Source organism: Microbulbifer maximicatervae (SeqCode), from assembly GCF_052467695.1.
This window is the reverse complement of the sequence record NZ_CP174320.1, coordinates 3,631,487-3,644,358: the sequence shown is the minus strand read 5'-3', so window position 1 is coordinate 3,644,358 and position 12,872 is coordinate 3,631,487. Positions and strand designations below refer to the sequence as shown.

Sequence of the window (12,872 nt, the reverse complement as noted above, 5' to 3'; positions counted from 1 at the left end):
ATCAAAAATCATAAATTTATTGCGCTGATGCCTTTTTGGATGTTCCTGAGATATCCAAAACACCAAGTGTTTGGCAACGGTAGTATGCACCGAAATATATCGCAAAATTTTTCGGAACCCAGGATATCTATAGATAACCGCTTATAGCTGATTCCACAATGCGGTTGATCATGGCCCCATACTGAATACCCGCCAATTCACACATCACGGGCAGTTCAGAAACTTCAGGCCGCAAACCCGGTAAGACATTGACCTCCATAACCATGGGGGCCCCCTGTGCATCAAAGCGAATATCAACTCGACCACCATCACGACACTCAAGTACTTCCCAAGTCTTCTGGGCAATTGCTCGGACCTTTAGCGCCTGATCATCGTCAACCAGCCGGCCGGGGAAAGCTCCATCATACTTGTAATACACAGGTTCATCGCCCAATAACTTTTCCATCACCCCAATGCACTCGGCAGTTGCACCCGTCCCCAAAAAGCCCACAGTAAACTCTAGGCCAGGTAGGAATGTTTCAACCAGTACTGGCTGATTAAACCGACTCAAAAGGTATTCACAGCGGTTTTTCAAAGCTGCCTTGTCGATAACTTTAGATTCAGGCGATATCCCCTTACTGGTTCCCTCCCTGAGCGGCTTTGTCATCAAAGGGTATTCAAGCTCCACTCGATTGACATCTGTAACGCTTCGAACAACTGCAAACTGTGCCGTTGGTATACCCATATCCCGCAATATGCGTTTGGTCATTTCCTTATTAAGGGTCACTGTGTTGGCAAATGGATCAGAAAATGTGTACGGTATCTTCCAGGCGTCCAACAAAGCGGGAACCTGTGCTTCGCGCCCGGTTCCGTATATGCCCTCAGCAACATTGAAGACTAGATCCCAGGTGTTACCTTCAACCAGTTGCTGCGCCAACCTGTGAATATTGCCGACCCGTTCGATATGGTGGCCAGCGCTGGTAAGCGCATTGTGAATCGCATCTATCGTCTCCAGGTGATCAAGTTCAGCGACATCCTCTTCACTAAACCCCATCCCGAGATAATCATCACGAAGGTCGTAGACTATACCGATACGCATCAATCATGCTCCGCTGCCACTACACAATCTATCGAATGCCGGACTGGAATATTAGCTACGCAACTGATTTTCACTTTAACGCCCCCCAGCCCCTACCCGGAAAAGTGAACGTAAAAAAGAAGTTAATAACCTTCATTAGTACTGAGTTTTGGATAGGGTTGAAGTCGAAAGTACTTGCAAGTAACCATTAATAAAGACAACTAACCAAATGCCGTATTGCCCGTAGAGCTAATTAGCACAAAAGCTATCACGCAAGGTTCTTCACCTCGATTGACCCAATTATGAACTGTCCCCCGCTGGACAAGTGCATCTCCCGCAGACAGCTTCACAACAACCTCATCTCCCATTTCCATCTCGATATTCCCAGACATCACTACCGCATAATCAATGCTGTCAGTTTGGTGAGATCGTGGCGTAACTCCCGGCCCAAATTCTACGACCTTAAAAACCGAGCCTCCCGGAATCGTAGTTCCATCAAATTTTCTCCCGCCGTTGTCTCTACCATCTTCACAAAGCTCTACGGGCAAGTCCTGAGTAGTCCATAACTGCTGCTGAACCATATGAGGCCGCCAACTACTGGTATGCAAACCCTGATCATCTATGAGCACTACTGGCTTTCCCTCTGGGTCGTGCCCTGTAACAACTCGCCGGACATTCACACTCATCGCACTCTCCTTTCTCCTGGGAAGCAACCATCTAGTTACGGGAGAATATAGTTCAGCCAGCAGCTAGCCAGCTTACCGGACAGTGCTGGTATCACCGATGTTGCGAAATCACTATAATCGCGCCCATGTCTGAGTTACCTATTCACAGTATCCTCCCCGAACTGCTCCAGGCCTTGAGAGGGCATAGTAATGTCGTGCTCCAGGCACCCCCCGGAGCGGGTAAAACGACCGCCGTACCACTGGCATTAATAGATGAGCCTTGGTTGAGCGGAAAGAATATTATTATGCTGGAGCCGCGACGTTTGGCCGCTAGAACGGCAGCGGCGCGCATGGCTAACCAGCTGGGTGAGAAAGTTGGTAATACCGTTGGATTTCAGGTCCGGGGCGAGCGGAAGTCAAGCAAGAAGACTCGCATCCTGGTTGTAACCGAGGGAATTCTCACGCGCCTCTTACAGGCTGACCCTGAATTGGCATCCAGTGCTCTGGTCATATTCGATGAATTTCATGAGCGCAGCCTGCAAGCCGACCTCTCCCTCGCCTTATGTCTTCAGTCCCAGGAGTATCTTCGCGAGGATCTCAAGATTCTGGTGATGTCTGCCACCCTGGATACCAGCGGCATCTCCTCACTACTAAATAACGCACCCATCATATCCAGTGAAGGACGCAGCTATCCCGTCGATATTGAATACTTAAACCAACGAGAAGAGCCCGAGGACAAACGACAAATCCCGGCTTTGATGGCAAGTAAAGTTGTCGCATCCTTAGGCAAACAAGAAGGTAGTGTTCTCGCCTTCCTTCCTGGTGTCGCCGAAATCAAACAGGTTGAGAGCTTATTGGGGGAGCGACTATCTGAGGAAACCGAAAAGGGCCGCATTATTATTGCACCGCTTTTTGGGGATCTGAGCCGTGAGCAGCAGGATCAGGCGATAGCACCAACGGCACCAGGCACGAGAAAAATCGTACTGGCTACAAATGTGGCCGAGACCAGCCTGACGATTGAGGGCATCCGAATAGTTATCGACTCAGGATTAATGCGTGAATCGCGCTTTAATCCCAACTGTGGCATGAATCGTTTGGTGACAAGCTCGATTTCCCAGGCCTCAGCTAACCAGCGCACAGGGCGTGCCGGGCGCCTCAGCGCCGGCTACTGTCTGCGACTCTGGAGTGAGGGCCGGCAACGGTCATTGAGCACCAATAATACAGCGGAAATCACCCGCAGTGATCTGGCTCCCCTGGCACTTGAATTAGCCAAATGGGGGGTTACCGATGTCAGCGAGCTCAACTGGCTCGACACACCACCCCCAGGACCTATGGCCCAGGCCCAACAGCTCTTGCAGCAACTGGGGGCACTGGATGACAAACTGCGTATTACCCCTCACGGGAATACCATGCTGGCTTTTGGCGCCCACCCTCGCCTCGCACATATGTTAGTTGCCAGTGTCAGCTGGGGATTGCAGGAACAGGCCTGCCTGCTGGCAGCGCTACTATCTGAACGGGATATTTTTCGTGGCGAAGCCCGATGGGATAGGGACATTAGCAAACGGATTCAGGCTCTGCAGTCCCAAGGCAACGATCGGCGGGTAGATCGCGGTACTGCTCACAGAGTACGCCAGCAGTCTAAAACCTGGCTCTCTCAATTAAAGAAATTTGAGTCAAGTTCAAGTCCTGCACCACAGAGTATCGATCACTCCGATGAAACTGGTGCCCTGCTTGGACTCGCCTACCCAGACCGTATTGCGAAATCGCGCAGTGATACCGGCCGCCGGTTTCTACTCTCCAGTGGCCGAGGCGCACATTTCTCCCATGATGACGCCCTAGCTTTAAGCGAATACCTGGTCATTGCCGAACTGGATGGCCAGGGCCGAGATGCAAGTATCCAGCTGGCAGCAGAGATTTCCCTGCCCGCTTTGAAGTCGCATTTCGCCGCCCAGATCAAGGAAGAGATTTCAGTTCGCTGGGACGAGACTACCGGCCGCGCTGTCGCCCTACAGCAAACGCAATTGGGGGCGCTGGTTTTACACCAGCGGCCTGCAGCAGATATTCCACCGGAGACCCTCAGTCGCGCATTATTAGAAGCCGTACGAAAGAAAGGTCTCTCCTCCCTCCCCTGGAACACAGAAGCTAACCAGTTACGTTTTCGAGTGGAATTTTTACGCCAAAATGAAGAGTGCGGGGATTTGCTCGGCGACACTCGAGTACCAAACTGGAGTGATGAGGCTCTATTGGAGACCATGGAGGATTGGCTGCTGCCTCATTTGCAGGGGTTCAGCAAACTTGAGCAGCTAGGGCAGCTTGACTTGCAAAGCATCTTGCGCGGACAGCTTGAGTGGGACTTGCAACAAAAACTCGATGACTTGGCCCCCAGTCACTACCTGGTTCCCAGTGGCTCCCGGATAAGAATCGACTACGGAGAAACCCCACCTGTTTTGGCTGTGCGCCTGCAGGAGCTATTTGGATTGGCACAAACTCCAACAATTCTAAAAAACCGCTATCCATTGATGATTCATTTGCTATCTCCGGCACGGCGCCCCGTTCAAATTACCCGTGACCTGGTGAATTTCTGGGCCAATACTTACCAAGAGGTAAAGAAGGAGTTGCGTATCAAATACCAGAAACACTACTGGCCCGATGATCCCCTGACGGCTGAGGCTACTACTAAAACGAAGAAGAGAATGGACATGGGACGGTAGTTCTTTTTTTAGATTCACTGCCCCTGAGGCAGCAAAATTACTTTCTGGGCGGCGGTTAAGTTAACATTCAGCAACAACCGGATAGCATAAGCTGCCGCAAGGGATAGGAACTCGCGCCAATAGAGATAGTCTGAATTATTTTGGCCCGCAGCGACGCCCCAAAACCAGAACAAACTCTAACTCGTAGCAATGGAGATGTATTTTGCGCCGAATACTCTTAGCCGCTCTCAGCCCATTACTGATATTTGGCTGTAGCCTCGATGATCTTCCCGATGATTTGAATCAGTCAACTATCAAGTACGATAAGGAAATGCGTTACCTGGTAGAAGATATCAGCGCCTACGCCAAGGGCATCAACCGTCACTTTCTCATCGTACCCCAGAATGGGGTTGAGTTGATTACTACGACAACCACTACCACTGGCCCCGTCGATGAAGCCTACCTTGATGCCACAGACGGCATTGCACAGGAGGCCCTCTTCTTTGGCGCAAATGGTGTTGTCAACGAGCCCACCAGCGAGTCAGAAACCAAGCGCCTGCAAACATACCTTGATTTGGCGAAAGATGAAGGGAATACAATCCTAATCACGGACTTCACCAATATTGAGCGGGATATTCAAGAGTCATATGAGAATAACGAAGAAGCTGGGTATATTTCTTTTGCCGCAGATAGCGAACTCCTGAACGATGTACCGCTATATCACGATGAGCCCTTCAATGTTAACTCTCTGGACATTGATGACCTTGAGGAAGCCAAAAACTTTATCAATATCACCAATACCAGCAACTACTCTACGCCTCAAGATTTCATCGATAAACTGAGTGAAACCGATTACGACATATTGATAATCGACTTTTTCTTTGACGGTGAACCTTACACAGAAGAACAAATTGAGCAGCTCAGGGTAAAAGAAAATGGTGGGCGCCGCCTAGTGCTGGCCTATGTCAATGTCGGCGAGGCACAAGACGATCGCTATTACTGGAAATCCTATTGGTACAACACCCCTCCCGAATGGCTACTGGGGGAAATATCCGACGAGCCAGGTAATTACTACGTGAAGTACTGGCAGGAGGGCTGGCAAAAAATTATCTTCGGCAACGATGATTCTTATATTTATATGATCGTTGATGCAGGATTCGATGGGGCCTATATGGATGGAATCGATGCATTTGAATACTTCGATTCCGACGATGAGTAATCACAAGGCCCCAACGCTTTAACTTAGCAGGCATCAGGCCTGCTGAGTTTCCTTATATTGAGTCACATACTGGGAAAGCCGCCCGGACATTTCCTCTGCCAATTTTTGCAGGGCGTTGAGCGGGCGTATCATCACCTCAAACTCAATAATCTTGCCTTCATCATTAAAGCGGATAATATCCAATCCCTTCAGGCTCTTATCACCGATGGAGGCTGCGAATTCAAGAGCCAGATCGTGTCCCGATTCGGTAGTAAATTCACGGTCGTATTCAAAGCTCTCAAAAACCTGCATCACTGTATTGAGAATCAGACACACAGCAGCGGAGCTGTGGTAGGGCTTAAAAAATGCCGGTGAACGGAAAACAGCATCTTCTGCAACGATCGCTGGTAAGCGACTCAGATCCCGCGCAGCGACCATCTCGTGCCATAGGGCAATCGATTCCGCTATTTTTTTATTGGAATTGTTCATTGGAGATTTCCTCTTCACTCACTTGTTTTTGTAAAAATTCTCTCCCATCAGCACACCCCAACTCGTAAGTTTTTTGGGCCAGCTCAGGATTTGTGTAGTCCCAAACACTGATGAATGGCGGTTTCGAGGGCTGGACATAAGTCCAATCCTGATCGCCTTTACGCTGTGTAAATATGTCTGGGAACTGATCGTAACGACGGGTCAACAACACCAGCACCCTTCCCTTTCCATCATCCAAACCTGCCACCGGGATGTTATCTACCACCCCACCATCGAGCGCTGTTCGCCCCCGCAACTTAAGTCTTGGAGTGAATGGCGGCGTACAGGAGGAGCACAAAATCAGGTCCACCAACTCCTCAATACTGGAACAATCCCGGGCTCGATAAAATTGCTGCTTAAAACCTAAGCGCTGGGCGATCTTGGGGTGAAGGCTGCGTAAAAAATGCTTATCGGCATAGTAGGCCATGGCCCCCACTCCAAAAGCCAAACCTCCAGATAGGCCTTTTGGTGGGTGAACAACCGCAATTCGCAACTCTGCGCCCTGCTGAAGGGTCTCCAGTCCATCGCGAAACAGCTCTAACATCGCATTGCGGTAGATTCCATATTGGGGGAACACAGGTTCTTTACCAAAAAGGTTTCCCCAATAAGCATTTTTTTCATTAGTCTCGAACGCAGTCCAGAAATGCTCTCGAGCCTCCTCCGTCTTACCCATCAGCACCAGGCTCGACATTAGGCCCCCTGCCGAAACCGCAGTAACCACCTTCGGAGAAAGACTAATTTCGTTGGCTATGGACTCCCAAAAGCCAATCTGCCAGGTACACCGCCCACCACCACCGGCAAAAACAACTTGGTCAAACATGATCGCGCTTCCCTGCAGCAGCCTTCCGGCTGGAACTTCCTGAGTCCATTCTGTGTTTTACATCCTCTCAAGTGCAGTTTCAGGCCGCCCTTTGCGTTACCGCCGACACTTTTGACCAATTAGTTTCAGCCTTCATGATGACATATTGATGACGACAACAATATGCAACTAATTGCATAAGCTAATCGAATCACAAGCATTGTGCAACTGATCGTCTTGATCCTGAACTCACTGAATACTCAAATTTCCACCAGGCGTTCCTTACCGGACACAAGCGCATCAAGAAAGGCATAACCGTCTGCAACCCCAATTTTCAAGGTGTGCCTCATCGCACTGGGGTCAGCAAAATTCCACATCCCGATGGGCAACGGACTGGAAGGCTGAACATAAGTCCACACCTGATCCCCCCTTTGCACACTGAAACTGTTCGGTAGGTGTGGAAAGCTCCCTGTATCCAAAATCAGAACCCGCCCTTTGGTAGCATCCAATCCGGCGACCGGAGCATTACCTACCAGAGCTCCATCCAGCACCTCTGCACCATCAAGCGACAACCTTGGGGATATGGGGGGGGCACAGCAGGAACTCAAAATAAGCTGCTCAAGATCTGTCCCATCTTTGCATTTACTCACGGGGTGAAACATCTGGCGAAACCCAAGATGTAACGCTGTATTTGGATGCAAGTCGTGAAAGATGTGTTTGTTAGAATAGAAAATTGCCAGCCCCAGCGTCAGTGCCAGAGGCACGGGCAACCATTCCGGGGGATAAGTCACTGCAATTCTGAGGTCGGCAGATTGACGTAGAGGCTCAAGACTATCGTGAAAAAATTCGTGTACCCCTTTGCGATAGATCTCAAAGTGCGGAAAAATTGGTTCTTTGCGGAATGAATTATTCCAGTAGAAATTCCTTTCATTTTTTTTGCAAACAGAGTGAAAGTAATTAACACCCTCACGGCAGCGATCCGTAAGCATGAGTGCCGCTACCATGCTGCCTCCGGATGCAGCACAAACAACTTTCGGCCGGATCGGTAATTCGCGACTTAGGGATAACAAAAAACCAAGCTGCCAAGTGCAACGGCTTCCACCGCCACCAAAAACCATTTGATCAAACATGACGACACCCTCTAAAAAAGGCTATCGAAATAGATACGGGTATTTTTGATTTTAATTTTAGGCAGGAGTTTTTGTCTCTATCGCCACCAAGCGTTAAAGCGAGATCACAGTTAATGGCTCTCTCCCAACTATTACGCATCACAATCAGCGAACCTGCCAACCACCTTGATACAAATAGATATAAAAAAGGCTTCACTTTTCAAACCAACTAGGCATTGAGACTAAAGGTGTCTTTATCTCAACACTCAGTGCAAACCTATGAGTAACTTTAAGATCGTAACCTTCCAATCAGTAATTCAAGATATCCCCAGTCACATCAGGGAGGACTCTCAATTAACCGCCCTTCGCCACTCAGTGCCGCTAAAAATGCACGGCCATCTGCAATCCCCATACGGAAAGTATCTTTCACCTCTTCCGGACTGGCAAAATCCCAAACATTAAGTGGAACATGTCCAGAGGGCTGAACATATGTCCATTCCTGGTTAAATTTTTGTACCGTAAAACGGTCCGGCAGCTGCGGGAAACGTCGGGTTAGCAAAATAAGCACCCGTCCTTCACCAGTATCCAGCCCACCAATAGGCACACTATCTACAACCCCTCCATCCAATACCTCTGCACCGCCCTGCTTCAGACGCGGTGTCAGAGGTGGCGTGCAGGATGAAGTAATAACCAACTTCTCTAACTGGGACGGATCTGAACAGTGACGAACTTTATAAAAAGATTGGCGGAAGCCCAATTTAAGTGCAGTAGTGGGGTGAAGGTTCGGGAAAATATAAGTATCAGAGTAATCAATCGCAGCTCCAATCATTAATGCGATTGGACCAGGCAGCCATTTCGGCGAAGTACTGACTCCTATACGTAGGTCTGCGGCTTCCCTAAGTTGATCAAAGCCTCCAGAAAATAAGTCGCTTAATGCTCGCCGATAAATTGTATAGTGCGGGAATACTGGGTCCTTGCGAAACATATTGCCCCAATGGATATTTTTCCCATTGGACTTAAATGCCGAAACGAAGTAATCCACCCCGTCGAGTGACCTGTCCATCAGAACCAGGCTGGCAACCAGGGAGCCAGCGGATACTGCACTGACCACCCGAGGTGCCAGATCAATTTCCTTTGCAACCGACTCCCAAAAGCCGATCTGCCAGGTACAGCGCACGCCGCCACCGGCAAACACCACTTGGTCAAACATAGATTGTTCTTCCCTGGAGTTGGCGCACAAGCAATCACTAGCATGACCAATCACTGGATCGCTGCACCGGCACTTTACATTGCCCCAGCGCCTCAAAAGCACCGAGGAATATTTCAAATATATACAGTGTGGGAGTAGTTCGTAGGGAGGCTTACGCGGGATCTAACCTGAGAGGTTCACTGCAATAAAAAAGGCGAACACAAGGTTCGCCTTTTTCTTTTGAGCCACTTGGCCGACTCAGAATGGTCTCAGGAACTCAGTAGTAAGCCTGGGACTTGTCGGTGTGGTCAGTAATATCTTTCACGCCTGCTAATTCGGGGATTTTCTCTTTGAGAGTCTTTTCCACGCCTTCCTTTAAGGTCATATCAACCATGCCACAACCCTGACAGCCGCCACCAAACTTCAACACAGCAAACATATCCTCGGTCACTTCTACCAGGCTTACCTGGCCACCGTGAGCTGCCAGGCCCGGATTAACCTCGTTGTACAAAACATAGTTAATACGATCCTGGATAGGGCTGTCGTCAGTAATTTTCGGCATACGGGAGTTGGGCGCGCGAATCGTCAACTGCCCGCCCATCTTGTCCGAAGAGTAATCAACCCGAGCATCATCCAGATAGGGAACGCTGCGCCCTTCGAAGTAAGCTTTGAGACCGTTCATTTCCAACATCACATCACCTTCTTCCTCCTCTCCCGGGCGGCAGTAGGCGATACAGGTCTCGGCGTTAGGCGTGCCGGGACTGGAAACAAACATGCGAATGGCAATTCCCTCACAGTCCTGTTTGGCCAACAGCTCTTTCAGGTATTCCTGAGCGGGTTCAGTAATAGTGACATTCAAATCAGACATATAGGCTCTCAAATAACCAAGCTTCTTTGTCGGGTATTCTACTCTCAGAAAGACTCAAGGGAAACCGGTCAGTTGGAACCCTTTCGACCGACCGGCCTCACCACTCTCCTAGGTGGGGATAAATCCCATAAGAGTCTGGGCGGTTTCCTCTGAAGAGGCCGGATTTTGACCAGTTACCAGTTTGCCGTCTACCACTACGTAGGGTGCCCAATCACCACTTTTGGAGTAGTTTCCACCATTTCCCTTGAGCATATCCTCAACCAGGAAAGGCACGACATCCACCAGTTCAACCGCAGCCTCTTCCGAGTTGGCAAACCCGGTCACACCTTTTCCCGACACCAGGTAAGCGCCATCCTGGCGGCGTGTATGACGGAAAATGCCCGGAGCATGGCACACAGCACCGATCGGCTTGTCTGCGGCAAAAAAGTTCTCAATCAGTGCAATTGAGACCGGATCTTCCGCAAGATCCCACAAGGGACCATGGCCACCGGGATAAAAGACTGCATCAAAATCAGACTCATTCATATCAGCCAATTTGTGGGTATTGGCCAGAACCTGCTGAGCATCGGCGTCATCCTGAAAGCGATGAGTCGCCTCCGTCTGAAAATCCGGTTCATCACTCTTGGGATCGAGAGGCGGCTGCCCGCCTTTTGGAGAGGCTAGGGTCACTTCAGCACCGGCGCCCTTGAAGATGTAGTAAGGTGCGGCAAACTCCTCCAGCCAAAACCCCGTTTTCTTGCCGGTATTCCCCAGTTCATCGTGGGAAGTCAAAACCATCAGTATTTTCATATTTCTGTCCTTATAAACTTTGTCAGCTTTGCTTCAATCATCATTTCCTATGCGCACAACTAACTTGCCGAAGTTCTTTCCTTCCAGAAGCCCGATAAATGCATTGGGTGTTTCTTCCAACCCTTCGACCATATCCTCAAGATACTTAATACTGCCTTCCGCAACCCACTGACTTAATGTACGTACCGCTTCATGAAAACGTTCGTAGTAATCGAAAATAATAAAGCCTTGGATTTTCAAGCGTTTGGTCAGTACATCCCGCATTAGCAAACTGGTGCGATCCGGGCCTTGCGGCAATGAGGTTGCGTTGTACTGAGAGATAAGCCCACATACAGGAATCCGCGCAAAATCATTTAATAGCGGTTGCACCGCATCAAAGACCTTGCCACCAACACTTTCAAAATAGATGTCGATACCCTCAGGGCAAGCCGCAGCCAATTGATCGACAAAATCTTCGGCGCGGTGATCCAGGCACAGGTCGAAGCCCAACTCCTCTACCGCATAGCGACACTTTTCCTCACCTCCAGCAACACCGATTACCCGGCACCCTTGCAACTTGCCGATTTGTCCAACTGTTGCCCCCACAGGACCGGTAGCAGCTGCAACTACCAGAGTCTCCCCTTCTTTTGGCTCCCCAATTTCCAGCAAGCCAAAGTAGGCGGTGATTCCCGGCATACCCAGCACTCCCAGGGAGAAGGAGGGGTAATCCGGATTTTTACCCAAGTTAATCAGCCCAGTACCATCAGAAATGGCGTAGTCCTGCCAGCCGCTATAACCGAGTATCCAATCCCCCTCCTCGAATCCATTCAATCGGGACTCAACCACACGGCTCACCGTCCCTCCAACCATGGTCTCTCCCAGTGAAACAGGCTCTGCGTAGGACTTCGCATCACTCATTCGCCCCCTCATATAGGGATCGAGCGATAGGAATACTGTGCGCAACAGCACCTCGCCGACCTCCGGCTTGACCACCGGGGCATGCTCCAGGCGGAAGTTATCTGTCGTCGGGGCGCCTTCAGGGCGGGATGCCAATACCAGGCGGCGGTTTATATCGCTCGATTGCATTCTCTATTCTCCATAACTTCATAAAACGGAAGTCAAAGTCACCAAATTAGACCGGTCGTCTAGAAAGGCGCCATAAAAATACCCGCAACGGTTTTCCCCTCGCGGGCTCAGTAAAAAACTCAGTGTTTCCCCAGTATCTCCTGGGTCGCCAGCATCGCCTCTGCCATTGGCGTATCGTTGCGGTTTAACTTGGCCAACAGGCTGGCTCCCAGCCACAGCTGGTACAAGGAAGCTGCGGTGGCACGGGCATTGAGGGTACTAGGCGGCAGAGAACCGTCTTCCCCCGCCAACTCGATACAATTCTGGAGCTTCTGAATAATATGCTCAGTCCCATCTCTGAGGATAACCCGCATCGATTCAGACAGGTCTGCCACCTCAGCGCTAAGCTTAACCACCAGGCAGCGGTGTGCATCGTAACGCTCCCCACTACTCTTCTGCCAAGCATCAAAATAGGCCAATAAATTATCGGCGGCAGATTGATCCCGGGAGGAAAAGCCAACGTCCATCTGTTCCAGGTAGCTGCGAAAATAATCTTCCAGCAGAGCCTCGCCAAATTGCTCCTTGGACTTAAAGTAGTGATAAAAGGATCCCTTTGGCACACCGGCGGTTTTGAGAATTTCACTCAAACCCACACCGGAGAAACCTTTTACGGCCATCACGGTATAACCGGTATCCAACAAATGTTGGCGAGTATCTTCATAGCTGCTTTTCATGCCTAGCACTCTACGCAAAACTAGACCGGTCGTCTAGGGATTTATAGTGATTAGGCGCTGTGAAGTATCTATAAATTGCTCAACTTTAATCAAAACTGCTCTGTTATTGTGGTGGATCAACCAAAAAGGCGTAAGTCGCAGCCAGTGAGTGGGCGTGACTGTGCTAAGATTGGCGCCATTCCCACCATCGGCAAAAGATCGA

The 12,872-nt window shown here is 49.9% G+C and carries 12 protein-coding genes; 2 read left to right on the top strand and 10 right to left on the bottom strand.

Features of this window, described 5'->3' with window-relative positions:
* Positions 1-127: 127 nt before the first annotated feature.
* Complete coding sequence (locus ACJJI8_RS16065) at positions 128-1,078, bottom strand: D-alanine--D-alanine ligase family protein (RefSeq protein ID WP_444932984.1); 951 nt, start codon at positions 1,076-1,078, stop codon at positions 128-130.
* A 200-nt stretch (positions 1,079-1,278) separates the two neighbouring features.
* Positions 1,279-1,743, bottom strand: a complete 465-nt coding sequence (locus tag ACJJI8_RS16060) for a cupin domain-containing protein (protein ID WP_444897561.1) — start codon at positions 1,741-1,743, stop codon at positions 1,279-1,281.
* A 125-nt stretch (positions 1,744-1,868) separates the two neighbouring features.
* Here ACJJI8_RS16060 and hrpB point away from each other — a divergent pair, with 125 nt between their 5' ends.
* Positions 1,869-4,433, top strand: a complete 2,565-nt coding sequence (gene hrpB, locus ACJJI8_RS16055; RefSeq protein ID WP_444932983.1) for an ATP-dependent helicase HrpB — start codon at positions 1,869-1,871, stop codon at positions 4,431-4,433.
* Between the two features lie 202 nt (positions 4,434-4,635).
* Positions 4,636-5,631 carry an endo alpha-1,4 polygalactosaminidase gene (locus ACJJI8_RS16050; RefSeq protein WP_444932982.1) on the top strand — a complete coding sequence of 332 codons (996 nt, stop codon included), beginning with the start codon at positions 4,636-4,638 and terminating at the stop codon, positions 5,629-5,631.
* A gap of 33 nt (positions 5,632-5,664) precedes the next feature.
* Here the strand turns inward: ACJJI8_RS16050 and ACJJI8_RS16045 are convergent, their stop codons facing one another.
* From ACJJI8_RS16045 to ACJJI8_RS16010, 8 genes are all read right to left on the bottom strand, one after another.
* On the bottom strand, positions 5,665-6,099 hold the full coding sequence (locus ACJJI8_RS16045; RefSeq protein WP_444932981.1) for a nuclear transport factor 2 family protein: 435 nt from the start codon (positions 6,097-6,099) through the stop codon (positions 5,665-5,667).
* Positions 6,083-6,958 carry a patatin-like phospholipase family protein gene (locus ACJJI8_RS16040; RefSeq protein ID WP_444932980.1) on the bottom strand — a complete coding sequence of 292 codons (876 nt, stop codon included), beginning with the start codon at positions 6,956-6,958 and terminating at the stop codon, positions 6,083-6,085. Before ACJJI8_RS16040 ends, ACJJI8_RS16045 begins: the two co-directional genes overlap by 17 nt.
* Before the next feature lie 239 nt (positions 6,959-7,197).
* Entirely contained in the window at positions 7,198-8,067 is an 870-nt protein-coding gene (locus tag ACJJI8_RS16035; protein WP_444932979.1) for a patatin-like phospholipase family protein, read from the bottom strand.
* Positions 8,068-8,383: 316 nt separating this feature from the next.
* Positions 8,384-9,256 (bottom strand): patatin-like phospholipase family protein, encoded by an 873-nt coding sequence (locus ACJJI8_RS16030; RefSeq protein WP_444897566.1) that lies wholly within the window; start codon positions 9,254-9,256, stop codon positions 8,384-8,386.
* Positions 9,257-9,512: 256 nt separating this feature from the next.
* Positions 9,513-10,103, bottom strand: coding sequence for a Fe-S biogenesis protein NfuA (nfuA, locus tag ACJJI8_RS16025; protein ID WP_282933143.1), 591 nt, complete (start codon positions 10,101-10,103; stop codon positions 9,513-9,515).
* Positions 10,104-10,211: 108 nt separating this feature from the next.
* Entirely contained in the window at positions 10,212-10,892 is a 681-nt protein-coding gene (locus ACJJI8_RS16020; RefSeq protein ID WP_444932978.1) for a type 1 glutamine amidotransferase domain-containing protein, read from the bottom strand.
* A gap of 33 nt (positions 10,893-10,925) precedes the next feature.
* Positions 10,926-11,957 (bottom strand): NADPH-dependent curcumin/dihydrocurcumin reductase, encoded by a 1,032-nt coding sequence (curA, locus tag ACJJI8_RS16015; RefSeq protein WP_444932977.1) that lies wholly within the window; start codon positions 11,955-11,957, stop codon positions 10,926-10,928.
* Positions 11,958-12,076: 119 nt separating this feature from the next.
* Positions 12,077-12,670 (bottom strand): TetR/AcrR family transcriptional regulator, encoded by a 594-nt coding sequence (locus ACJJI8_RS16010; protein ID WP_444932976.1) that lies wholly within the window; start codon positions 12,668-12,670, stop codon positions 12,077-12,079.
* Positions 12,671-12,872 lie beyond the last annotated feature (202 nt).